General features: G+C 64.5%; 19 protein-coding genes. 10 read left to right on the forward strand and 9 right to left on the reverse strand.

What is annotated here, in order from left to right:
• Positions 1–59: 59 nt before the first annotated feature.
• Together ACIPV6_RS05240 and ACIPV6_RS05245 are read right to left on the reverse strand one after the other, a co-directional pair.
• Positions 60–659: a GDSL-type esterase/lipase family protein gene (locus ACIPV6_RS05240; protein WP_400269841.1), complete on the reverse strand. Its 600-nt coding sequence runs from the start codon at positions 657–659 to the stop codon at positions 60–62.
• Between the two features lie 138 nt (positions 660–797).
• The gene (locus ACIPV6_RS05245) at positions 798–4,598 is read right to left on the reverse strand and encodes a multifunctional oxoglutarate decarboxylase/oxoglutarate dehydrogenase thiamine pyrophosphate-binding subunit/dihydrolipoyllysine-residue succinyltransferase subunit (RefSeq protein WP_400269842.1); all 3,801 of its coding nucleotides are present in this window, start codon (positions 4,596–4,598) and stop codon (positions 798–800) included.
• Positions 4,599–5,078: 480 nt separating this feature from the next.
• Between ACIPV6_RS05245 and ACIPV6_RS05250 the strand changes: the two genes are divergently transcribed.
• The 5 genes from ACIPV6_RS05250 (at position 5,079) to ACIPV6_RS05270 (ending at position 10,465) form a co-directional block, all read left to right on the forward strand.
• Complete coding sequence (locus ACIPV6_RS05250) at positions 5,079–6,431, forward strand: hemolysin family protein (protein WP_400269843.1); 1,353 nt, start codon at positions 5,079–5,081, stop codon at positions 6,429–6,431.
• The gene (locus ACIPV6_RS05255) at positions 6,428–7,501 is read left to right on the forward strand and encodes a hemolysin family protein (protein WP_400269844.1); all 1,074 of its coding nucleotides are present in this window, start codon (positions 6,428–6,430) and stop codon (positions 7,499–7,501) included. The genes ACIPV6_RS05250 and ACIPV6_RS05255 overlap by 4 nt, the downstream gene beginning before the upstream one ends.
• 77 nt (positions 7,502–7,578) lie before the next feature.
• Positions 7,579–8,601, forward strand: a complete 1,023-nt coding sequence (locus ACIPV6_RS05260; RefSeq protein WP_400269869.1) for a metal ABC transporter solute-binding protein, Zn/Mn family — start codon at positions 7,579–7,581, stop codon at positions 8,599–8,601.
• A 158-nt stretch (positions 8,602–8,759) separates the two neighbouring features.
• Positions 8,760–9,575, forward strand: coding sequence for a metal ABC transporter ATP-binding protein (locus tag ACIPV6_RS05265; RefSeq protein WP_400269870.1), 816 nt, complete (start codon positions 8,760–8,762; stop codon positions 9,573–9,575).
• Positions 9,575–10,465 (forward strand): metal ABC transporter permease, encoded by an 891-nt coding sequence (locus ACIPV6_RS05270; RefSeq protein WP_397322366.1) that lies wholly within the window; start codon positions 9,575–9,577, stop codon positions 10,463–10,465. The genes ACIPV6_RS05265 and ACIPV6_RS05270 overlap by 1 nt, the downstream gene beginning before the upstream one ends.
• Here the strand turns inward: ACIPV6_RS05270 and ACIPV6_RS05275 are convergent.
• Entirely contained in the window at positions 10,462–10,929 is a 468-nt protein-coding gene (locus tag ACIPV6_RS05275; protein WP_400269845.1) for a Fur family transcriptional regulator, read from the reverse strand. The genes ACIPV6_RS05270 and ACIPV6_RS05275 overlap by 4 nt on opposite strands.
• Before the next feature lie 94 nt (positions 10,930–11,023).
• On the opposite strand from ACIPV6_RS05275, the gene ACIPV6_RS05280 reads away from it, so the two are divergent.
• Positions 11,024–11,695, forward strand: a complete 672-nt coding sequence (locus ACIPV6_RS05280; RefSeq protein ID WP_400269846.1) for an MBL fold metallo-hydrolase — start codon at positions 11,024–11,026, stop codon at positions 11,693–11,695.
• On the opposite strand, the gene ACIPV6_RS05285 is transcribed toward ACIPV6_RS05280, so the two are convergent.
• Positions 11,692–12,780, reverse strand: coding sequence for a PLP-dependent cysteine synthase family protein (locus tag ACIPV6_RS05285; RefSeq protein WP_400269847.1), 1,089 nt, complete (start codon positions 12,778–12,780; stop codon positions 11,692–11,694). The genes ACIPV6_RS05280 and ACIPV6_RS05285 overlap by 4 nt on opposite strands.
• A gap of 87 nt (positions 12,781–12,867) precedes the next feature.
• Here ACIPV6_RS05285 and ACIPV6_RS05290 point away from each other — a divergent pair, with 87 nt between their 5' ends.
• Genes ACIPV6_RS05290 through ACIPV6_RS05300 form a run of 3 tightly spaced genes read left to right on the forward strand, consistent with a single transcriptional unit; the run spans position 12,868 to position 15,343 of the window.
• Positions 12,868–13,770 carry a sulfurtransferase gene (locus ACIPV6_RS05290; RefSeq protein WP_400269848.1) on the forward strand — a complete coding sequence of 301 codons (903 nt, stop codon included), beginning with the start codon at positions 12,868–12,870 and terminating at the stop codon, positions 13,768–13,770.
• Positions 13,767–14,918, forward strand: a complete 1,152-nt coding sequence (locus ACIPV6_RS05295) for an NAD(P)-dependent alcohol dehydrogenase (RefSeq protein ID WP_400269849.1) — start codon at positions 13,767–13,769, stop codon at positions 14,916–14,918. The genes ACIPV6_RS05290 and ACIPV6_RS05295 overlap by 4 nt, the downstream gene beginning before the upstream one ends.
• Complete coding sequence (locus ACIPV6_RS05300; protein ID WP_400269850.1) at positions 14,915–15,343, forward strand: HIT family protein; 429 nt, start codon at positions 14,915–14,917, stop codon at positions 15,341–15,343. Before ACIPV6_RS05295 ends, ACIPV6_RS05300 begins: the two co-directional genes overlap by 4 nt.
• 84 nt (positions 15,344–15,427) lie before the next feature.
• On the opposite strand, the gene hrpA is transcribed toward ACIPV6_RS05300, so the two are convergent.
• From hrpA to ACIPV6_RS05315, 3 genes are all read right to left on the reverse strand, one after another.
• Positions 15,428–19,405: an ATP-dependent RNA helicase HrpA gene (hrpA, locus tag ACIPV6_RS05305; RefSeq protein ID WP_400269851.1), complete on the reverse strand. Its 3,978-nt coding sequence runs from the start codon at positions 19,403–19,405 to the stop codon at positions 15,428–15,430.
• A 48-nt stretch (positions 19,406–19,453) separates the two neighbouring features.
• Positions 19,454–20,410 (reverse strand): helix-turn-helix transcriptional regulator, encoded by a 957-nt coding sequence (locus tag ACIPV6_RS05310; RefSeq protein ID WP_400269852.1) that lies wholly within the window; start codon positions 20,408–20,410, stop codon positions 19,454–19,456.
• A 160-nt stretch (positions 20,411–20,570) separates the two neighbouring features.
• Positions 20,571–20,741 (reverse strand): hypothetical protein, encoded by a 171-nt coding sequence (locus tag ACIPV6_RS05315; protein ID WP_397322377.1) that lies wholly within the window; start codon positions 20,739–20,741, stop codon positions 20,571–20,573.
• Positions 20,742–20,822: 81 nt separating this feature from the next.
• Here ACIPV6_RS05315 and ACIPV6_RS05320 point away from each other — a divergent pair, with 81 nt between their 5' ends.
• Complete coding sequence (locus ACIPV6_RS05320; protein ID WP_400269853.1) at positions 20,823–21,791, forward strand: GlxA family transcriptional regulator; 969 nt, start codon at positions 20,823–20,825, stop codon at positions 21,789–21,791.
• A gap of 24 nt (positions 21,792–21,815) precedes the next feature.
• Here the strand turns inward: ACIPV6_RS05320 and ACIPV6_RS05325 are convergent, their stop codons facing one another.
• Complete coding sequence (locus ACIPV6_RS05325) at positions 21,816–22,118, reverse strand: protealysin inhibitor emfourin (RefSeq protein ID WP_400269854.1); 303 nt, start codon at positions 22,116–22,118, stop codon at positions 21,816–21,818.
• 82 nt (positions 22,119–22,200) lie between these two features.
• A complete protein-coding gene (locus ACIPV6_RS05330; protein WP_400269855.1) occupies positions 22,201–23,217 on the reverse strand; it encodes a M4 family metallopeptidase in 1,017 nt (338 codons plus the stop codon).
• Between the last annotated feature and the right edge of the window lie 481 nt (positions 23,218–23,698).

Genomic DNA, 23,698 nt, shown 5'->3' on the forward strand with positions numbered 1-23,698 from the left:
CAACAGTCCGATTGCTTCAGGCGACCGGTTGGTGGACGCCTGCACGTTCGGCTTCATGGCTACTCCGGTTGGGCGATGTTAAGCCATTGGAACCAGCCACGGTGAAGTACCAGCCACGCAATCAACCCGTAGCCGGCCTGCCCCGGTGTGCCCCCATTGGCTGCGAGGTCTGTCCTCCACTGCTCGTGGTTGAGCAACGGGGAGAAAGTGTCAACGTAATGGTGGTTCCGCCGGGTTGTGACGTCGGCGAAGGCCGTGTTGAGCTCAGCCAGCCGCTTGTTGCGGGCAGGATCCAGGGTGGGCGGCGGGCCCACGACAAAAACCTCCACTCCGCTGTGCGACGCCCCGTCAAGAACGTTCGCCAGGTTCAACCGGCTCCGGGCGGTGGACAGTCCGAACTCCAGGTCACGCCCGGACAGGCCGATGACCAGGCGGTTCTCGTGCGTATCGCTGAAGCGCCGGCCGGCCTCGTCCTGCCACCGTGCCGCCAGGCCCTCGGTGCCTTCCATAGGGCAGGGGAGCGAAAAGCATTCCACCGTGACGGATTCCTGCGGCGTACGGGCCAGCACGCGGCCCAGCCAACCCAGGGCACGGGGATCGCCCAGTCCGGCCAGCAGTTCATCTCCAACAGCCGCGATGCGCAGCTTCCTGTCTTCCACGGTTACCTCTTCACACTCGTTACGGTCCATGCTCGGCTTATGCGGTCAGCGCCGGTTAGCGAACCGGGTATCTGTCCCATTAAACAGAAAATGCCCGGCCCGCGGCGCATGACAGCGCCCCGGGCCGGGCAGAATTCCTTACTTGCGTTCGAACGCCTGCTTGATCAGGGTGTCCTGTTCGGCGGCGTGGCGCTTCATGGATCCTGCCGCGGTGGAAGCAGAAGCCGGGCGCGATACGAGGCGGACCTTGCGGTCCAGCTCGGGTGCCAGGTTGAGGCCCATGAACGGCCACGGACCCTGGTTGGCGGGTTCGTCCTGTGCCCACACGATGTCCGCGTTGGGGTACTTGGCAAGCTCTGCCTCGATCTCGGCCTTGGGCAGGGGGTAAAGCTGCTCAACGCGGATGATCGCGGTAGAGGTATCGCCGGACTTCTGCCGGTTGGACAGCAGGTCGTAATACAGGCGGCCGGAGACCAGGATGACGCGGTCAACGTTGGCAGCCTGGACTTCGTTCTCGCCGATCACCGGCTTGAAGCCGCCGGTGGTGAAATCCTCGACGGCGGAAGCGGCACCCTTGAGGCGGAGCAGCTGCTTCGGCGTGAAGATGATCAACGGCTTGCGCGGGCGGCTGTAGGCCTGGCGGCGCAGCAGGTGGAAGTGCGAGGCCGCCGTCGTCGGGTTGGCGACGATCATGTTGTCCTCGGCGCACAGCTGCAGGAAGCGCTCGATGCGTGCCGACGAATGGTCGGGCCCCTGGCCTTCGTAGCCATGCGGCAGCATCAGGACCAACGAGGAGCGCTGGCCCCACTTCTGCTCGGCCGAGGAGATGAACTCATCGATGATGGTCTGCGCACCGTTGACGAAGTCGCCGAACTGGGCTTCCCACAGCACCAGGGCATCCGGCCGCTCTACCGAGTAACCGTACTCGAAGCCCATGGCTGCATATTCGGACAGCAGGGAGTCATAGATCCAGAGCTTGGCCTGGTTGTCCGAGAGGTTGCCCAGCGGGAGCCACTCGTTGCCGTTGGCGCGGTCGTGGAAGACCGCATGGCGCTGCACGAACGTACCGCGTCGGGAGTCCTGGCCGGCGAGGCGGACGGGCACACCCTCCATGATGAGCGAGCCAAAGGCCGCGATTTCGCCGAAGCCCCAGTCGATGCCGCCCTCGCGGGACATCTGCTCGCGCTTCTCAAGGAGCTGCTTGAGCTTGGAGTGGACCGTGAAGCCGTCCGGGATTTCCAGGTGGGCCTTGCCGATGCGGGCCAGGGTGTCCGTGGAAATCGCCGTGGAGGCAGGCGAGTTGGTGCCGAAGTCGGCCTGCTGGGCGATGGGTCGCTCGATGTCCGAGACCGCCGCGGAATCTGCGGTGATGATCGGGATCGGGGAAGTCTGGGCGGCATGCGTCTCCGCGAAAACGCGTTCCAGGCGTTCCTGGTAGTCGCGGAGCAGCTGCTCTGCTTCTTCCTCGGTGATGTCGCCACGGCCGATGAGCGATTCGGTGTACAGCTTGCGGACGGAGCGCTTGGCTTCGATCAGGTTGTACATCAGCGGCTGGGTCATCGAGGGGTCGTCGCCCTCGTTGTGGCCACGGCGGCGGTAGCACACCATGTCGATGACGACATCCTTGTGGAAACGCTGGCGGAACTGGTACGCCAGCTGTGCCACGCGGACCACGGCCTCGGGGTCGTCGCCGTTCACGTGGAACACCGGCGCCTGGATCATCTTGGCGACGTCCGTGGAGTACGTGGACGAGCGTGAGGAGGAAGGAGCGGTGGTGAAGCCGACTTGGTTGTTGACGATGACGTGGATGGTGCCACCGGTACGGTAGCCACGCAGCTGGGAGAGGTTCAGCGTTTCGGCTACCACGCCCTGGCCGGCGAAGGCTGCGTCACCGTGGACCATGATGGGCAGCACGGGAAACGATTCGCCCTGGTCCAAGCGGTCCTGCTTGGCGCGGACGATGCCCTCGAGTACGGAGTCGACGGCTTCCAGGTGGGACGGGTTGGCGGCGAGGTAGACCTTGGTCTGCTTGCCGTTGTCCGAGGTGAACGTGCCTTCTGTACCCAGGTGGTACTTGACGTCACCCGAGCCCTGCACGGAGCGGGGGTCCTGGGTGCCTTCGAACTCGCGGAACACCTGGGCGTAGGTCTTGCCCGCGATGTTGGTGAGGACGTTGAGGCGGCCACGGTGGGCCATGCCGATGGCGACCTCGTCGAGTCCGTCGTCGGCTGCGTCCGAGATGACGGCGTCCAGCAATGGAATCAGCGACTCGCCACCTTCAAGGGAGAAGCGCTTCTGGCCCACGAACTTGGTCTGCAGGAAGGTCTCGAAGGCTTCTGCGGCGTTGAGCTTGGATACGATGCGCAGCTGCTCTTCGCGGCTGGGCTTGGAGTAGGGGTGCTCCAGCTCGTCCTGGAACCACTTGCGCTCTGCGGGCTCCTGGATGTGCATGTATTCGATGCCCGTGGTGCGGCAGTACGCGTCCCGGAGGACGCCGAGGATGTCGCGGAACTTCAGCTGCGGCTTGCCGCCGAAACCGCCGGTGGGCCATTCGCGGTCGAGGTCCCACAGGGTCAGGCCGTAGGTGAGGACGTCAAGGTCCGGGTGCTTGCGCTGCACGTACTCCAGGGGATCGGTGTCTGCCATCAGGTGGCCGCGCACGCGGTAGGAGTGGATGAGCTGCTGGATGCGGGCGACCTTGTTGATCTCGTCGGCCGGGTCAACCTGGAGGTCCGGGCTCCAGCGCACGGGCTCGTACGGGATGCGCAGGGCTTCGAAGATCTCGTCGTAGAAGTTCTGCGCGCCCAGCAGGAGCTGGTGGACGAGCTTGAGGAATTCGCCGCTGCCGGCGCCCTGGATGACGCGGTGGTCGTAGGTGGAGGTCAGCGTCAGGATCTTGCTGATGGCGTTCTGGGCGATGATCTTCTCGCTGGCGCCCTGGAACTCAGCGGGGTAATCAAGGGCGCCGACGCCGATGATGGCTGCCTGGCCCTTGGAAAGACGCGGCACGGAGTGGACGGTGCCGATGCCACCTGGGTTGGTCAGGGAAACCGTGGTTCCGGCGTGGTCGTCGGCCGTCAGCTTGCCGTTGCGGGCGCGCTTGATGAGGTCCTCGTACGTGTGCCAGAACTCCGCGAAGTCCATGGTTTCGGCCTTCTTGATGTTGGGAACCATCAGGAGGCGGGTGCCATCAGGCTTGGGCATGTCGATGGCGATGCCGAAGTTGACGTGGGCGGGCTGGACGGCACTGGGCTTGCCGTCGACCTCGTCGTAGTACACGTTCATGGACGGGAACTGGGAGAGTGCCCGGACTACGGCGTAGCCAATGATGTGCGTGAAGGAGACCTTGCCGCCGCGGGCACGGGCAAGGTTGGAGTTGATGACCACGCGGTTGTCGATCAGCAGCTTGGCCGGAACGGCGCGCACGCTGGTGGCGGTGGGAACCTCGAGGCTGGTGACCATGTTGGAGGCAATGGCCTTGGCCGGTCCGCGAAGGACGGAAACGACGTCCTCCTCGGGTGCGGTGGGCGCCTTGTTGCTCTTGGGGAGCTGGGCCGGAATGGGCTGTGCCGCGTTGCCGCCGGAGGGCTTCTTTGCCCCGTCCCGGGCAACCGTGGCAGGTTCCTTCTTCGCCGGTGCGGGAGCTGCGGCGGCGGGGGCTGCAGCCGGTGTGGCCGGGGGAGCGGCCGGCGCCGGTGCCGGAGCCGCTGCAGCCGGGGCTACAACCGGAAGTACTTGGGTGGGGGGATTGGCAGCTGCTGGGGCTGCGGAGGTTCCGTTGGAAGAAGTGCCGTCACCGGTGTCAAAGGATTCGAAGAGCGGCCACCACTTGGCGTCGACCGAATTCTTGTCCTGCTGATACCGCTCGTACAGTTCGTCAACGAGCCACTCGTTTCCGCCAAATTCCTCTGGTAGACGGTGGCTGGGCTGCTCTGGCACTTGAAATACGCCTCTTCCATGAGTGTTGATTTCCCGCTGGCCATGTTGCTTTTCCACAACAATGCACCAGGGTCCGGGTCCCGCGAACTCAGACCCCTGTCAGTCTAGTTAGGATCGTTGGTTAACTGCCAATAGTGGTGACCTAAATCATGTTGCGGGTTTCAGCGGGCGATTTCAGGCCGTCGCCAACCCGCTGAATTTGAGTAAGGTACGGCCCAGGGCGGACTGTAAACTGGAATCCTTATGGACAGTAAATCCAGGTGCCGGCCTGGGTACTGCTGGGGGAGCCTGAAGGGCAACTCTCCACAGCGTGCCCCGCGAGCCGGCAACACCCGTTCACATGCCCATCACGCGCCGGCCGTCCACGCCGGTGGTCCGGCAGGTTCCAGGCCTGCGGGGCCGGACCAGCCTCCGCCGGCCCTCCGCCGCCGACAGGCGGGTCTACCGTTCCCCGTGCCGGCCCTTGGAGGGATCCGCTAAGTGGAATGGCTCCTCCTCCTTGCCGGCTTTGCCCTCATCCTGGGCACCGGTTTCTTCGTTGCCGTTGAATTCTCCTTGGTCGCTTTGGACCAGGCCAGCGTCCAGCGCGCGGTGGACAACGGTGACCACGCCGCGGCGCCGTTGCTCAAGTGCCTCAAATCCCTCTCCACCCAACTTTCCAGTTGCCAGTTGGGCATCACCCTCACAACGCTCCTGACGGGCTTCGTCATGGAACCCTCCGTTGGACAGCTTCTTTCCGGCCCGCTGGGGCTGCTGGGGCTGGCTCCCGAGGTGGCCCGTTCCGTGGCGTTGGTAGTGGCGATGATGCTGGCAACCCTGCTGTCCATGCTCTTGGGTGAACTTGTGCCGAAAAACATGGCGATCGCCCTCGCTTTCCCCCTGGGCAAGCGCCTTGCCCGTCCCCAGTTGGTTTTCACCGCCGTCTTCAAACCTGCGATTGTGATCCTCAATGGGTTCTCGAACAAGGTCCTGAACCTCTTCGGGCTTGAGGCCAAGGAAGAAATCTCCGGTGCGCGTACCCCTGCGGAACTGGCTTCCCTGGTGCGGCGTTCGGCCGAACTGGGAACCCTGGACGCCGGAACTGCCAACTTCGTGGCCCGCACGTTGAACTTCTCCGGCAGGACCGCGGCCGATGTGATGACGCCGCGCATCCGCATGGAAACCATCGATGCCGGGCAGCCCGTCACCGATATCCTCGATGCCGCCCGCCGCACCGGATATTCACGTTTTCCCGTGATCGGCGACTCGGCGGATGACATCCGGGGGGTGGTCCATGTGAAGAAGGCTGTTGCCGTGCCGTCCGACCGCAGGGCAAAGCTGGAAGCCGGAGCGATCATGACTGAAGTCCTCCGCGTGCCCGAGACGATCCACCTGGACTCGCTCCTGGCTGAACTGCGCGAAGGGAACCTGCAACTCGCCGTCGTCCTTGATGAATACGGCGGTACTGCGGGCATTGCCACGCTCGAAGACCTCGTGGAGGAGATCGTGGGCGAAGTGTCCGATGAACACGACAAGGTCCGTCCGGGGCTGCTCCAGAGCGCGTCCGGTGATTGGTATTTCCCTGGCCTCCTGCGACCGGACGAAGTTTCGGAGCAGATTCCCGGCCTGACTGTCCCTGATGAGGCAGCCTATGAAACCGTTGGCGGTTACGTCATGAGCAAGCTGGGCCGCATTGCCAAAGCAGGCGACGTGGTGGACGCCGGCGGGGGGACGTTGACGGTGACCAGGATGGATGGCCGCAGGATCGACAGGATCTGCTTCCACCACATCGAGGAACAGGCAGATGGCTCCGACGACGGCCGGGCCCAGTCCCATGGGGCGGGGGCCCTGTGAGCGACTGGGCAGGCCTGGTATGGCTCGTCATCCTCCTGGTTGGCAATGCCTTTTTTGTCGGCGCTGAGTTCGCTGTCATGTCCGCGCGGCGCAGCCAGATAGAACCTTTGGCGGAGGCTGGCTCCAAGCGGGCGCAAACCACCCTTGTTGCCATGGAAAACGTGTCCTTGATGCTAGCGTGCGCGCAGTTGGGCATTACCGTGTGTTCGCTCCTGATTCTTCAGGTTGCGGAACCGGCAATCCACCACTTGCTGGCTGAACCACTTGAGCTGGTGGGTGTTCCGGTGGAGTTGGCCGATGTGATTGCGTTTGCCATCGCCCTCCTGTTTGTCACCTTCCTCCACGTGACGTTCGGCGAGATGGTTCCCAAGAACATCTCCGTATCCGTGGCGGACAAGGCGGCGTTGCTGCTGGCTCCGCCCCTGGTGTTCATTGCCCGTGTGGTCAAACCCATCATCTGGACGCTGAACTGGCTGGCAAACCACATCCTGCGGCTCATGAGGATCGAACCGAAGGATGAGGTGTCATCCTCCTTCACCTTGGAAGAGGTGCAGTCGATCGTGCAGGAGTCCACCAGGCACGGCCTGGTGGATGACGAGGCCGGGTTGTTGACTGGTGCGTTGGAGTTCTCCGAGCACACCGCGTCCCACATCATGGTTCCCCTGGACAAGTTGGTGGTGCTCAAGCCGGCTTCCACCCCTGTGGATCTGGAGAAGGCGGTTAGCCGTACCGGCTTTTCGCGGTTCCCCATGGTGGACGACGACGGCGAACTCGCCGGATACCTGCACGTCAAGGACATCCTCTCCATCCCGGAAGAGGGGCGCCGCCACCCGATTGCCGAGGGGCGGATCCGTTCGCTGGCGAACCTTTCCCCGGAAGACGAGATTGAACGGGCCATGTCCGTGATGCAGCGGACGGGTTCACACTTGGCGCGTGTGGTGGGACCGGGTGGGAATACCCAGGGCGTGCTCTTCCTTGAGGATGTCATTGAGCAACTTGTGGGCGAAATCCGCGACGCCACCCAGGCCACCGGGATCCGCCGCCTGGGTGGTGGCACCCAGCCGTCGTAGCGGACATCACGTCAGGCGATCCGCGGGAAGCGGGGCCAGTCACCCCTAAATAGGAATGATTCCTATTTATGGCTACAATGAAGTCATCCCACTTGTTGTGTTTGATTCTCATTTTGAGTAGATCCGAGGTTTTCGTGCGTCGTAACGCCGTCCGCCTGTCCATGGTCGCCGTGGCCGCTGCCGCTGCCCTGTCCTTGTCCTCCTGCGCCGGCAATGCCGGGGAGGGTTCGCCGTCGTCGTCCGGAGGGATCGAGGTGGTGACCTCCACCAATGTCTACGGGGACATCGTCAAGGCGATCGGCGGAGACAAGGTAAACGTCAATGCCATCATCACCAAGACCAGCCAGGACCCCCATTCCTACGAGGCAAACGCCCAGGACAAACTGGTGATCTCCAAGGCCAAGCTTGTGGTGGAGAACGGTGGAGGCTACGACGACTTCCTGCATAAGATCGCCGACGACACCAACATTGGCCATGACAACATGATCAGCGCTGTGGAGGTGTCCGGGCTGGCTCCGGAGGAGGCTGGCCACAGCGAGGAGGCACACTCCGACGAAGCCCACAGCCACAGCCATGGGGAATTCAATGAGCACGTCTGGTACAGCCTGGACTCGATGGGTAAGCTGGCGGACGCCGTGGCAGCAAAGCTTGGGGCGCTGGACAGCGGATCGGCGGCCACCTTCAAGAGCAACGCAGACTCCTTTAAAGGCAAGCTGGCGGAACTGACCGGAAAACTCCAAGCCCTCAAGGCAAGCAACCAAGACGCGCCCGTGGCCATCACCGAACCGGTTCCCCTGTACCTCCTTGAAGCCGCCGGACTGGTGAACAAGACGCCGGAAGCCTACAGTGCCGCCGTCGAAGAAGGCACGGATGTCCCCGCCTCCGTCTTGAAGGAAACCACCGACCTCGTCTCAGGCGTCAGGCTGCTGGCCTACAACGAGCAGACCGAGGGTCCGCAGACAGAGGCTGTCAAGAAGGCAGCGGATGCTGCCGGCGTGCCGGTAGTGAACTTCACTGAGACCCTCCCTGAGGGCAAGGACTACGTTCAGTGGATGGCCGGCAACGTCGACGCCATCTCGGGGGCACTGGCAAAGCAGTAGGTCTCGACAACCAGCGCCGCCTTGCCGCGGAGGGCCCCGCAAGCGTCCTAAGATAATCAGGATGGCTGCGGGGCCCACGCTTGCCATCACTTACCCCGCGGACCATCGCGGCACCCAACTACCACGGCCTGGCGCCGTGCACGGATCGAGGACACCTTTTGACACCGGTAGTGAGCCTCCGCGGAGCGAGCCTGCAGTTCGGCAAGAGGACACTCTGGCAAGGCCTTGACCTCGACATCCATCCGGGGGAATTCTTCGCCGTGCTCGGGCCCAACGGCAGCGGCAAGACCAGCTTCCTCAAGGTCCTCCTGGGACTTCAGGAACTGCACTCCGGAACCGTGGCCCTCGGTGGCCACCCGGTGGAACGCGGGAGCAGGCGCATTGGCTACATTCCGCAGCAGAAGTCGTTTGCGCCGGACACACCCCTTCGAGCCAGGGACCTTGTGGGTCTGGGGATCGACGGACACCGATGGGGCCTCAGGTTGGCTTCGCGTGCCGTCAACAAGCGCGTGGATGAACTGCTGGAGCTGGTGGGCGCCGCGGACTACGCCAAGGTTCCGGTGGGCCAACTGTCCGGCGGCGAACAGCAAAGGCTCCGGGTTGCCCAGTCCTTGGCCACCGAACCGCAGGTCCTGCTCTGCGACGAGCCCCTGCTGTCATTGGACCTGCACCACCAGCAGGCCGTCAGTTCGCTCATCAACGAGCAATGCCATTCCCGCAACAGCGCCGTGGTATTCGTGACGCATGAGATCAACCCTGTCATCGACTACGTGGACCGCGTGCTCTACCTCGCCGGAGGCCGGTTCCGGGTGGGGACCCCACAGGAAGTGATGACCACCGAAGTCCTCTCGGATCTCTACAACAGCCATGTGGAGGTTATCCACGCCAACGGAAGGATCGTCGTCGTGGGACTTCCCGACGCCACCACGCACTTCCACGCCGATGCCCACGCGGCTTCCGGGGAGGAATTCTGATGGACTGGGGAAGCGTCCTGCAGACGATCTTCAATTTCGAGAACTACGGCGAATTGCTGGTGCTGGTGCAGAACTCCATCTGGGCGGGCGCCGTCCTGGGCCTGCTGGGCGGGCTGGTAGGCACCTTTGTGATGAAGCGGGACCTTGCCTTTGCCGTGCATGGTATTTCGGAGCTTTCCTTTGCCGGTGCCGCGTTTGCCCTGCTCATAGGGGCCGACATTATTTTCGGCTCGCTCATTGGTTCCGTGGCCGCGGCCGTCCTCCTGGGCTTCATGGGTGTCAGGGCGCGGGACAAGAACTCGATCATCGGCGTCATCATGCCATTCGGACTAGGCCTGGGGATCCTCTTCCTGGCCCTCTACGAGGGACGCGCGGCCAACAAGTTTGGCTTGCTGACCGGCCAGATCGTGTCCGTGGACACCGTCCAGTTGCAGGTCCTCGCCGGGACCGCCGTGGTGGTGATGCTTGCCCTTGCCGCGATCTGGCGCCCCTTGAGTTTCGCGAGCGTGGATCCGGACATGGCCGAGGCCCGCGGCGTACCGGTGCGTGGGATCGCCATCGGCTTCATGGTGCTCCTGGGTGTGAGCGTGGCATTGTCCATCCAGATCGTGGGCGCACTCCTGGTGCTTGCGCTCCTGATTACTCCGGCGGCCGCGGCCCTCCGGGTGACGACGTCACCGCGGCTGGTGGTGTTGTTGAGCGTCGCGTTCGCCATCACGGCCACGGTGGGTGGAATTCTCCTGGCCCTCGGCAGCCGGATCCCCATCAGCCCCTACGTCACCACGTTGTCCTTCCTCATCTACGTGGTGTGCCGCGTGATCGGCCGGGTCCGGGCCAGGCGGGGACTCAACGGACGCGTGTCCCGGGACCAGCCGGCGAGGGCGCTCTAAAGCTTGCCTTTGGCCTTCCTGGCGGTGCACTCCGGGCATAGTCCGAAAATCTCCACGGTGTGGGCCACTTCCGTGAAGCCGTGCTCGGCAGCCGTGCGGGCGGCCCAGGTTTCGACGGCGGGCGCCTCGACCTCCACGGCTTTGCCGCAGTTGCGGCACAGCAGGTGGTGGTGGTGCCCGGTGACGGCGCAACGCCGGTAGACGGCCTCGCCATCGCCGTTGCGAAGGACATCGATCAAGCCGTCGTCCGCGAGGGACTGCAGAATGCGGTAGGCCGTAGCCAGCGAAACCGAGATGCCCTTGTTCTGCAGGAGGCGGTACAGCTCCTGTGTGCTGACGAAGTCGTCCAGTTCATCCAACGCAGCGCTGACCGCCAGGCGTTGCTTGGTGACGCGCTGTTCCTTGACGCCACCGGAAGCAGGCGCAGAAGGACCACTCGTGGCTGACTGGGTGCCGTGTGGCATTGTGGAGGGCTCCGTTTCCTGGGTTGCTGGCGAGTCCCAATTTTACCAGCCGGGCTGCTTGGAAACCCTTTGCGGCGAACCATAGGCTGTGACCATGAAGCTCACCAAGTACACGCATGCCTGTGTCCGCCTGGAAAAGGACAGCCACGTCCTGGTCATTGATCCCGGGACCTTTTCCGAATCGAAGGAAGCCCTGGACGGGGCCGAGGCAGTACTGATCACCCATGAGCACGGGGACCATATAGACCAGCCCGCGGTCCTTGAGGCCATGGAAGCAAACGGGGGACTGGAGCTGTACGCTCCGGCGGGGGTGGCCAACACGGTGAAGAAGGCCGCGGAGGAGGCGTCCGCCGGAAACGTCGCAGCCCGCATCCACGCCGTCGATCCCGGCTCGGCCTTCGAGGCAGCCGGTTTCGACATCAAGACCTTTGGTGGCCAGCACGCGTTGATCCACTCCCAGATTCCGGTGGTCTCCAACATCGGCTACCTCGTGGACGGCAACGTCTTCCATCCTGGCGATTCCTTCGTGGTACCGGACGGAATCGATGTCAAAACACTCCTGGTGCCCATCCACGCCCCGTGGTCCAAGGTAGGCGAAGTGGTTGACTTTGTGATCGCGGTCCGTGCGCCGAAGGCTTTCCCCGTCCACGATGCCCTGCTCAACCACCTGGGCCGTGGCCTGGTTGAGGGCCATGTGACGCGCATCGGTGCGCGGTACGGAACCACCTACGCATCACTGGCTGCACGCGAGAGCGTCGAGGTCTAGGCCCCGTTGTTCCACACCCCGGTTTCGTGGAACCTGTCCAGGACGGTTTCGAACGGGGCCGGGTCCAATCCCTTGCCGGCCAGCCATCCGGCGTCGTAATAGCTGCCCGCATAGCGGTCGCCGGCGTCGCACATCAGCGAGACGATGCTGCCCTTCCTGCCTTCGGCCACCATCTCTGCAACCAGTTGCCAAACGCCCCACAGATTGGTGCCCGTGGACGGTCCCGCGTGCAGTCCGGTGAGTTTGTTCAGGTGCCGCATAGCGGCAACGGAGGCAGCGTCCGGGACCTGGATCATGTGGTCGATGACCGCCGGGACGAAGCTTGGCTCGGCCCGGGGGCGTCCGATGCCTTCGATGCGGGAGGGCAGGCCGGTAGCGGTTCCCGCAGTTCCGTCCCGCCAGGCCGGGTAGAAAGCTGAGTTCTCCGGATCCACCACGGCCAGCCGGGTGCTGTGCCGGTTGTAGCGCAGGTACCGGCCAATGGTGGCGCTGGTCCCGCCGGTTCCGGCGCCCACCACGATCCATTCCGGAACCGGGTGGCGTTCCAGGCCCAGCTGCTCGAAGATCGATTCGGCGATGTTGTTGTTGCCGCGCCAGTCCGTGGCCCGTTCGGCGAAGGTGAACTGGTCCATGTAGTAGCCACCGGACGTCCGGGCGGTCTGTTCGGCAACCGCGTAGACCTCCGAGGCATGGTCAACCAACAGGCAGGCGCCGCCGAACTCCTCGATCAGGGCGATCTTCTCGGCACTGGTGCTCTTGGTCATGACGGCGATGAAGGGCAGGCCGATCAGCCGCGCGAAATAGGCTTCGGAAACGGCGGTGCTGCCACTGGACGCTTCCACGATGGTGGTGCCTTCGGTGATCCAGCCGTTGACCAGGCCGTAGAGGAAAAGGGACCGTGCCAGGCGATGCTTGAGGCTGCCGGAGCGGTGGGTTGATTCGTCTTTGAGGTAAAGGTCCACGCCCCAGTGTTCGGGCAACGGAACCGCATAGAGGTGCGTGTCCGCCGACCGGTTGTTTTCGGCCTCGATCTTGCGGATGGCCTCGTGGGCCCACGCCCTGTCCTGAATGCACGAATTGCTCACCGGACAAGCCTACCGGCGGCTGCGCCCCGCCGGCCGGACTAGGCTGGAACCGGACATCAGCAGGGAACTGCTTATCGAAGGAGAATGATGGCGATCCTGATTGACGCAGCCGGTTTGCAACGCCGCCTCGAGGCGGGAGAGCGTACTGTGCTCCTGGACGTGCGGTGGGTCCTGGGCCGGACCGACGGGCACAGCGAATACGTGGCCGGGCACGTGCCGGGTGCGGTCTTCGTGGATCTTCCCACCGAGCTCGCCGACCATGCGCAACCGTCCCGGGGCAGGCATCCGTTGCCTTCCGCGGCCCGCTTCCAGGAGGCCGCGCGGCGTTGGGGCATCAACGACGGCGACACTGTGGTTGCGTACGACAACAGCGGCAGCATGGCGGCCGCCCGGGTCTGGTGGATGCTCCGAAACGCCGGGGTCTCCTCGGTGTACCTGCTCGACGGCGGCCTTGCTGCCTGGCGTGCGGCAGGGAACCGCGTGGAGGCAGGCGAGGTGACTCCCGACGTCGGGCGTGTCACCTTGGGCGACGGCGAAATGGCGACGATCGGCGAAGGCGAAGCTGCCCGATGGCACGGTGACCGCTTGCTGCTCGATGCCCGTGCCGGGGAGCGGTACCGGGGCGAGGTGGAACCGATCGACCCACGGGCCGGACATATCCCGGGTGCCGTGAGTGCGCCGACCACTGCCAACGTGACCGCCGAGGGCACCTTCCTGCCCGCCGCGGAACTCAGGGAGCGATTCGAGGACTTGGGCGTCGGAGCGTCATCCGCGGTAGCTGTCTACTGCGGTTCGGGTGTGACGGCTGCCCACCAGATTGCTGCCCTGGAAATCGCCGGCTTCCAGGCCGCGTTGTTCCCGGGATCGTTTTCGCAATGGTCGAACAACGACGCCAATCCCGTCGCTGTCGGTGAGCACCCCTTCGAAGGGGAGGGCGTCGCCGGTCCGGGTGGCACCAGCAGCGCTGCCGGGAGTAGCGTCAAAGCATGACCCCCGGACGCCCTGTGCCCCCGCCCCTTGGAAGAACAATCACCCCTGAAGCATCGCCGTCGGTCGCCGGTTCCTTGCCCGCTGCTGCGTATGGTGCCACGTCGCCGGAGAGTGGCCTGGTGCCGCTGACCGTTTCCCGGCGGGCGCCCAAGGAAGACGACGTGGAAATCGCGATCGAATTCTGCGGGCTCTGCCACTCCGACGTCCATGCCACCAGAGGCGAGTGGCGCATCCCGCCGTACCCCCTGGTGCCCGGCCACGAAATCGTGGGACGGATTACCCGGGTCGGTTCCGCGGTGCAGGATTATGCGCCCGGCGACCGTGTGGGCGTCGGCTGCATGGTGGACTCCTGCCGCGAATGCGACAGTTGCCTGGAAGGCCTGGAACAGTACTGCGAGCGGGGCAACGTTGGCACGTACGGCGCCAAGGATCCCCGCAACGGCGACGCCGTCACCCAAGGCGGTTACTCGACCTCGGTGGTGGTGGACCGCCGGTTCGTCCTGCGCATTCCGGAAGGGCTGGACCCGGCGGCCGCAGCGCCGCTCCTGTGCGCCGGCATCACCACCTACTCTCCGTTGCGATACTTCGACGTCGAGGAAGGCGACGCAGTGGGCGTCGTTGGACTCGGCGGGCTGGGGCACATGGCGGTCAAGATCGCCAAGGCCATGGGTGCCAGTGTCACGGTCTTCACCACTTCCGCTGCCAAGTTCGCGGCCGCGCGGGAGCTTGGTGCCCACCATGTGGTGCTGTCCACTGACTCCGAAGCGATGGAAGCCGCCAACAGGAGCATCGACGTGATCATTGATACCGTCGCCGCACCCCACGACCTCAACCCGTACTTCAAGACGCTCCGCCTTGACGGTGCGCTGTTCCAACTGGGCCTGCCCGCGGAGGATATGCCGCCCGTGAGCCCGGGGCTTTTGATCCGGCGCCGCCTGGCCTACGCCGGGTCCCTGATCGGCGGCATCGCCGAGACCCAGGAAATGCTGGACTTCTGCGCCGCCCATTCTGTGGCCAGCGATATTGAAATCGTCGGAGCCGATCAACTGAACCAGGCCTACGACCGCATGGTGGCAGGCGACGTGAAATACCGGTTTGTGCTGGACACTTCGACACTCCAGGAACCTTCGGAAAGGGCAGACACATGAGCACGCTGTTTACCAGAATCATCAACGGGGAGATTCCCGGCCGTTTCGTGTGGAAGGACCCGGACGTGGTGGCGTTCCTGACCATCGCGCCCATCACGTCCGGACACACCCTGGTGGTTCCACGCGAAGAGGTGGATTCGTGGACCCATGCCAGCCCCGAACTGCTGGGCAAGGTCATGGACGTCGCCCAGAAGATCGGCAAGGTACAGGAAGACGTGTTCGATGCCAAGCGTGTTGGCGTCCTTATAGAGGGCTTCGAAGTGGACCACCTCCATGTCCACGTGTGGCCGGCCTATTCGATGGCCGACTTCGAGGTGCACAACGTGGACCACAATCCGGACCCGGCCATCATGGACGCCACCGCCGTGAAGCTGCGCGCGGCGCTCCGCTCCGCCGGTCACGGGGACGTGGTCCCGGAGGACTGATCCCTGCTTCTTAACCCGGTGGTGCTGTTTCAGCGCCACCGGGTTTCTTTTCCGGCATGGCCCGCCGGTCACGCCTCTGGTCCATCAGGCCGGTGCGAGGGCCTGGTTGAGGACTGTCCGGATGCGCTTCTCGGATACGGAATAGGCCGTGCCGAGTTCTACCGCGAACAGGCTCACCCTGAGTTCTTCGATCATCCAGCGCACCCGGGTTAAATCGGGGCCGATCCTGCGTCCCGGCAGGAGCGCGGAGACGGCGTCGTCGTAATCGTCTTCCAGGCCCTGGATCACGGCCATGCTGAGGCCATCGCGTTGGACGTTCCCGGGCAGCTTTTCGAGGCGCTTTTCCATGGCCTGCAGGTAGCGCGGCACCTGGCTCAGCTGGGCATAGCCCGTCTGTGCCACGAACCCGGGAAAGACCAATTGCTCCAGCTGGCTCTTCATATCGTTCAAGGCACTGATCAGGGCGAGGCTGGCACTGCCCTTCAGTTGCTTCTGGATACGGCGCGTACTGGCCAGGATGCGCTCGACGACGGCAGTCACGGTGAAGACCGTATCGATCAGTTCCGCACGGACAGCCTCGTACAACGCATCGAACGCTTCCTTGTCCCAAGGAAGGTCCTGGGGCGTCAGCTTGTCGATGGCGGCCAGGGCGCAATCGGCGATCAGGGCATTGACCGAGCCGTGCGGATTCTGGCTGAAGGTCAGCTTCTCCGTGTTGCTCAGGTGTTCCAGGACATACCGGTCCGGCGAGGGAATGCGGAGGGCCAGGAGCCGGATCACTCCGCCACGCATGGCAGCTTCCTGCTCCTGCCGCGTCTGGAATACCCGCAAGGAAACGGATGATCCTTCGTCCACCAACGCGGGGTAGCCCGTGACGGCATGGCCCTTGACGGTCCTGGTGACCTGGCGTTCCACCGGGCCGAAATCCCAGGACGTGATGCCGTCGCGCTCGGCAACCGCGCCGTTGCCCGGAGTGTTTGAAGCCGCGGACGCCGGTTGGGAACCCTTGCCGTCGAGGCGGGCCGGGCCGCTCTTCGAGGCCCGGGTGGTAGCCGGCGTCGCTCCGAGCGACTCTGCGATGGCGCGACGGGTGGCCGGGGCCAGGGCTTCCTGGAGGTCCGCGAGGTCCTTGCCTTCGCCCAGGACCTTGCCGCGGCTGTCCACCACTTTGAAACTCACCCGCAAATGCTGGGGAACTGCCTCCCAGTTCCACGAACCCGGCGGAATGATGTGCCCCTTCAGCCGGCGCAGGACCAACTCGAGGGAGGTTTCCAGCTCATCCGAGGCGGGGTCGAAGTCCGCTTCAAGGGCAGCGGTTGCCTGGCGCGCGACGTCGGGGGCAGGAACAAAGTTCTTCCGGACCTGCTTGGGCAGGGACTTGATCAATGCGGTGACCAGGTCCACCCTCTGGCCCGGGATCTGCCACCGGAAAGGAGCGTCCTCCATTTGGTTCAGGAAAAGCACGGGTACTTCGGCCGTGACGCCATCCGAGGGATTGGGTGCCGAACCCGGCGCCACCGGGTGGAACTCGTAGCTCAGCGGAAGCTCGAATCCCTTGTGAACCCAGACCTTGGGGTAGGCCGAGTCATCCAGGCCATCGGCGTCCTCGGTCATCAGGAAGGATTCATCGAAGTCCAGCAACGCGGCGTCGGCTTGGCGGGCTTCCTTCCACCACTTGTCGAAGTGCCGTTCGGACACCACATCCTTGCCCACGCGGGCATCGTAGAACTCGAAGAGCGTCTGGTCGTCCACCAGGATGTCCCGGCGCCGCATGCGGGTCTCCAGTTCCTCGACTTCCTGGAGGAGTGCACGGTTCCGGTGGAAGAACTTGTGGTGCGTGCGCCACTCACCCTCAACCAGTGCATGCCGGATGAACAACTCCCGTGACAATTCGGGGTCGATCCGGCCGTAATTGACGCGGCGGTTGGGAATGATCGGCACCCCGTACAGGGTGACTTTCTCGTGCGCCAGCACCGCACCCTGGCGCGATGACCAGTGCGGTTCGCTGTAAGTGCGCTTGACCAGGTCCGGGGCCACTTGTTCGGCCCACAACGGATCAAACTTCGCGGCCACGCGGGCCCAGAGCCGGCTGGTCTCCACCAGCTCCGCCGCCATGACGAACGCAGGAGACTTCTTGAACAACGCCGAGCCGGGGAAGATCGCGAATCGGCTGCCGCGTGCGCCGGCGTACTCGCGCTTGCGTTCGTCGTAGATGCCGATGTGGCTCAACAGGCCGGACAGGAGGCTGATGTGGATGCCGTCGTGGTGGCCCACGGGATCGGCAGCCCGGGTGTTGTCCAAGGTAATGCCCAGCCGCTTGGCCAATTGCCGAAGCTGGGTGAAGAGGTCCTGCCATTCCCGGATCCGGAGGTAGTTGATGAACTCCGTGCGGCATAGACGGCGGAACTGCGTGGAGGACAACTCGCGCTGTTGTTCCTGCACGTAGTTCCACAAATTGAGGTATCCGGTGAAGTCGGAGTTTTCATCGCGGAAGCGGGCGTGCTTTTCCGAGGCAAGCTGCTGCTTGTCCGTGGGGCGTTCGCGGGGATCCTGGATGGTCAGTGCCGCGGCAAGGATCATGACCTCGCGGACACAACCGCGCTTCCCGGCCTCCACGATCATGCGGCCGAGCCTGGGGTCCACAGGCAGCTGCGCGAGTTTCTGCCCGACGGCGGTCAGTCCACTGCCGCTGCGGCCCTGGCTGCCGCGGCGGTGCCCGCCCCGGACCGTGGCCGGCTGATCCTGGGCGTCTTGTTGCCGGGGTGCGCTCAAGGCGCCGAGTTCGCGGAGGAGGGTGACGCCGTCGTTAATGGCACGCGAGTCCGGCGGCTCCACGAACGGGAAGTTTTCCACGTCCTTGGGACCCCGGGCCACGCCCATGGCGGTCATTTGCAGGATGACGGCCGCGAGGTTGGTCCGCAGGATTTCCGGGTCCGTGAACTGCGGGCGGGACTCGAAGTCCTCCTCTGAGTAGAGGCGGATGGCGATACCCTCGGAGACGCGTCCGCAACGTCCGGAACGCTGGTTGGCCGAGGCCTGCGAGACCCGCTCGATCGGCAGCCGCTGGACCTTGGTCCGGTGCGAATACCGCGAAATGCGGGCCGTTCCCGTGTCCACCACGTACTTGATGCCCGGAACGGTCAGGGAGGTTTCCGCCACGTTGGTGGCCAGGATGATGCGGCGCTTGCCGCCCGGGTTGAACACCCGGTGCTGTTCCTGCAGGCTCAAGCGTGCATACAGCGGGAGGACCTCCGTGCCTGCCAGGCGGCGATTTCCCTGGATCCGGCTGTTGAGTGCCTCGGCGGCATCGCGGATCTCGCGCTCGCCGGAGAAGAAGACAAGGATGTCCCCGGGCGCCTCCTGGGCGAGCTCGTCCACGGCGTCGCAGACGGCGTCCAGGGGATCCCGGTCCTCTTCGAGTTCGTCGTCGGTGTCATGGTCGCCACCGCTTGGCTGCGAGAGCGGACGGTATCGGATTTCCACGGGATAGGTCCGGCCCGAGACCTCGATGATCGGAGCCGGCGAGTCCTCGGTGCCGAAATGCCTGGCGAAGCGTTCGGGGTCGATGGTGGCCGAGGTGATAATGACCTTCAAGTCCGGGCGCTGGGGGAGGATCCGCTTCAGGTAGCCGAGGATGAAGTCGATATTAAGGCTGCGCTCGTGGGCTTCGTCGATGATGATGGTGCTGTATTTGCCCAGCAGCTTGTCCCGCTGGATTTCGGCCAGCAGGATGCCGTCGGTCATGAGCTTGACCTTCGTGGCCGCACTGACCTCTCCGGTGAAGCGGACCTGGAAACCGACTTCCGCACCGATGTCCACGCCGAGTTCGGAGGCGATCCGCTCCGCTACCGTCCGGGCAGCGAGCCGCCGGGGCTGGGTGTGGCCGATCAGTCCCTTCTCGCCCAGGCCCAGTTCCAGGCACATCTTGGGAATCTGGGTTGTCTTCCCCGAGCCGGTCTCGCCGGCGATGATGGTCACCTGGTTCGCGGCGATGGCCGCCATCAAATCCTCGCGGCGCTCGGAAACGGGGAGCTCGGCGGGGTAGGAAATATGAAGTGTCATGGTTGATGCCAGTCTACTGCCGGGCACCACGCGGGAACGGCGGCGCCGTCATATCCCCGCGGCCGCGCCAAGCCGGCGGGACAAGTTCAGGGCAAAGGACTTGAACTCTGCCGGCCCGATGATTTCGAAATCCATGTCCAGGGCGGCCAGATGCGCCGCCGGTGCGGCGAGGTTGTCCCAACCGGCCCGAAGAATGGTTGACTGCGGACCCTCCGCTGTGAGGGACGCAACGTGCGGGCCCACGACGGCGGCAACATCGGCGAGCGGGGCACGCAGCCGCACAACGACGTCGAAACGGTAAGGAGACCTCGTGATCGACTGCTGGACGTAGGCCGCCAGATCCTCCGCGGGGAGGGGCCGTGGTTCATACTTCTTCCGTTCCGTGGGCAACGACGCCATCCGGTCGGCGCGGAAAATCCGCCAGTCGCCCCGATCCATGTCCCAGGCCACCAAATACCAGCGCCTGCCCGTGTCCACCAGGCGATAGGGCTCAACCAGGCGCCGCGCCGCATCGCCGTCGGATTTCACGTAGTCGAACGAGATGCAACGGCGGTCGGAAATGGCTGCGGAGAGTGCCGTAAGTTGCTGGGGGTCCACGGATGCGGCGTTGCTGGGAAGCGTGGTTACGGCGGCTTTCAACATGGCGAACTTGGGGCGCAACCTGGAAGGCAGCACCTGTTCAAGCTTCGCCAGCGCGCGGACGGAGGCTTCACCGATGCCTGCCACCGGTCCCGCGGCAACCGAGTTCAGCCCCAGCGCCACGGCCAGGGCCTCGTTGTCATCCAGGAGCAAGGGTGGAAGCTGGGCGCCGGCCCCCAACTGGTAGCCGCCTGCGATGCCGGGGGAAGCGTGGATGGGGTAGCCGAGGTTGCGGAGTTTGTCTATGTCCCGCCGCACGGTCCGTTCCGTGACGCCCATGCGGTCCGCCAGTGCTGGACCCGTCCATTCCCGGCGGACCTGGAGCAAGGACAGCAACTGGAGGAGCCGGGCGGAGGTTTGGATCATGGAGGAGAATCTAGCCCACGCGGCGGTGTGCCGCACAGGGGCAGGGGAGGCGCAGAAGGACGCCCGTCAGTTCATGGAGTCCTGCAGTAACTCCGTGAACCAACGGGCGCCGGATGGATGGGGCGTGCGTGGATCCTTGACAGGGTTTCGGGCCGGCGGCTCAGTAGATCCGCGGGTTCCAGTAGGGGCTGCTGGGGGCCTCGAAGGCGCTCCACGGTTCCTTGGAGGAGATGGGCGGGTTGTGTCCGCGGCCGTCCTTCAGGAGGGCGGCGATGGTGGCTGAAACTGCGGTGATGAGGACGATGAAGAGGATGATTCCGAAGATTTCCATGCCTCCATCCTTCTCTTGCAGGCACTGGGAAAACAGTGGCAGAAACGACCCAAATGAACAATTTTCTGCCACAATGGAGAGATGTTGACATCAGTAGCCGTGATAGTGGTCCCCGACTTCTCCATCTTCGAGTTCGGCACTGCGTTCGAGGTTTTCGGCATCGACAGATCGGACAGGGGAGCCGGTGTTCCCGCCTTCGATTTCCGCGTGTGTGCGCCCGAACCCGGCGATGTCCGCATGAAGTCCGGGCTGTCCCTCCACGTCAATCTTGGCTTGGAGGCGACAGCTGACGCTGACTTGGTGATCATGGCGCCCTTTGGCAGGGACCAGGAGGTGCCGGAGTCTGTCTATGCGGCTCTGCGCGCTGCGCACGAGCGCGGGGCCTGGGTGATGTCCATCTGCTCGGGCGCCTATGCCTTGGCGCGGGCCGGGCTTCTGGAAGGGCGCCGCTGCACCACCCACTGGCATTACTCCCAGGACCTCGCCAGCCGGTATCCCGGGGTGATCGTGGACGAAAATGTCCTCTACGTCCAGGACGGAAACATCATCACCAGCGCCGGAACCGCCGCCGGCATCGACGCCTGCCTGCACCTGGTGCGGGTGGAGTTGGGTGCCAACGTGGCCGCAGCCATTGCGCGCGACATGGTGGTCCCCCCGCACCGCGACGGTGGACAGGCCCAATTCATCGACCGGCCCATGCCCACCTGCGGCTCGGCGCCGATGGAAGCCCTCCTGCGCTGGATGGTGGAGCATTTGGACCAAGAGCACAGCGTGAACGATCTTGCTGCGCGGCTCCACATGTCCCCGCGCACCTTCGCCCGACGCTTCCGCGCGGAAACGGGCGCAACACCCGCCGCGTGGTTGAATTCCCAGCGGGTTCTCCGCGCGCAGGAACTGTTGGAAACCACGGAACTGAACATCGACGAGATTGCGCGTGAGGCGGGCTTTGGGCACTCGGTGCTGTTGCGCCACCATTTCACCAAAGTACTGGATACGAGCCCCCAGAGTTACCGCAGGGCCTTCCGGGGGCAGTTGGCCGAGGCAATCTAGCGGCCGTCCGAGGCGGCCGGGGGATTAGCGGCGGCCGCCCACGCGCCCACGCGTTTCGGCGCCTTCGGCCTTGGCGCACTCCACGAGGTCCTGCCACGGTCCGGTGACGGCGCGCTCGGGCAGGGTAGCGCGGCGTTGCCCTGCCCGGATGGAGTACATGAAACGGTCGGGTTCGTTCAGCGCGCGGGGCTGGCTTTTGGCTTCCTCCCAAGGGCAGGCCTCGACCATGGGCATCCAGCGCTCTTTTTGGTCAGCGGACACGGCCTCGACGCTCCAGACGCGGGTCATGGCGGCGACGCCCCCGCTGCGTTGGACGGTGATCTTCATGTCCCGCTGCTTTCCCGTTAACTGGCCTGCGGCGGCCAGTCCGGGGCGGGACTGCAGGGAATGTGCAATCCCACCGGCTGGCCTAAACCTTCACCTTCACAGTGTCCCACGCCTTCCGGACGGCGTCATGCTCTACCGAGCCGGCGCCGAACAGCTCCTCCGCCGTGGATACGGTGGTCCTGGCGAACTTGCCGAACGTGCAGGCAGGCGGCAGCGAGCCGCTGGTCAGCGTTCCGTACCAGATCTGGCCGGGGGCACCCCAGGCGTTGCCGCCGAGTTCGGCTGCCACCAGGTAGAAGGCGCGGTTGGGGATTCCGGAGTTGATGTGCACGCCGCCGTTGTCGGCGCTGGTGCGGACGTACGTGTCCATGGAGTCGGGCTGCGGGTCGTTGCCCAACACGTCGTCGTCATAAGCGGTGCCGGGCGCCTTCATGGACCGCAGTGCAGCGCCCTGGACCTTCTCGGTGAACAGTCCTTCACCGATCAGCCATGACGCCTGCGCGGTGGTCTCCTGCTTCAGGTACTGCTCCACCAGCACGCCAAAGACGTCGGACATGGACTCGTTGAGCGCGCCGGCCTGGTTGCGATAGGCAAGTCCGGCAGTGAACTGCGTGACACCGTGGGCGAGCTCGTGGCCAATGACGCTGACCGATTTGGTGAACCGTTGGAACACTTCACCATCGCCGTCCCCGAAGACCATCTGCCGGCCGTCCCAGAACGCGTTGTCATAGAGATTGCCGTAGTGGACGGTGGCGTCCAACGGCAAGCCGGCGCCGTCGATCGAATCGCGGCCGAAGATGTCCGCGTAGAGGCGGTGGGTGCTGCCCAGGCCGTCATATGCTTCGTCCGCTGCGACATCGCCAGTGGCAGCAGCGCCCTCCTTGCGTACCAGTTTGCCGGGAAGGTTCTCCGAGGTGTCGGCGTCGTAGATGGTCCGCTTGGGTGGACCCGGCTGGGCCTGCCGGGCGCTCGGCGGTGCGGACGGTGCAGGAGCCGAACGGACTGCCTGCAGTTCCTTGATATGGAGCAAGGACTCCTTGGCAGCCCTTGCCACGGCCCAGAGCCGCGGCTCACTCCGGGCGGCAAGCTTACGCAGCATGTATGGCGGAACAATCGAACAAATCACGGCAACCCCTTTGGCTGGAAACGTCTGGCGGGCAACTTGTGCCCAGCCTAGGATCGGGGGCCGACATTTTGGCCGCGGGCCTCCGGCAAGCCTCAAACTGATAGCCCTGCCTTGCGTTTCCAGACCCGTGCTGCGGGCTCCGGCGGGGGTTATAGGACAGAACGTGTGTATGGCAGGGGCGTGCTTCCCAGTGCCGGCGTGGGGAAATCCGGGGTGGCTAAGCTTTTGAAGCTTAGTGTGGCTGGGGTGCTTGCATTTCTCTGGAATGTTTGGTGTGCGGTGACGGGCTTGTCCGTAACGGAAAGACCTCTGCTGGGAAGCAGCGGTATCGATGTCTGAGTTGCGGGTCGAGTCGCTCGGGTGAACGCCCTGATGTGAGCCGCCGGGCGGAGTTGGAGGCTTTCCTTGGCTGGCTTCTGGGCACGTCCACTCAAACGTCGTTTGGTTCATTTGG

The sequence above is a fragment of the Paenarthrobacter sp. NPDC089988 genome (genome assembly GCF_044748465.1).
Classification (GTDB): Bacteria; Actinomycetota; Actinomycetes; order Actinomycetales; family Micrococcaceae; genus Arthrobacter.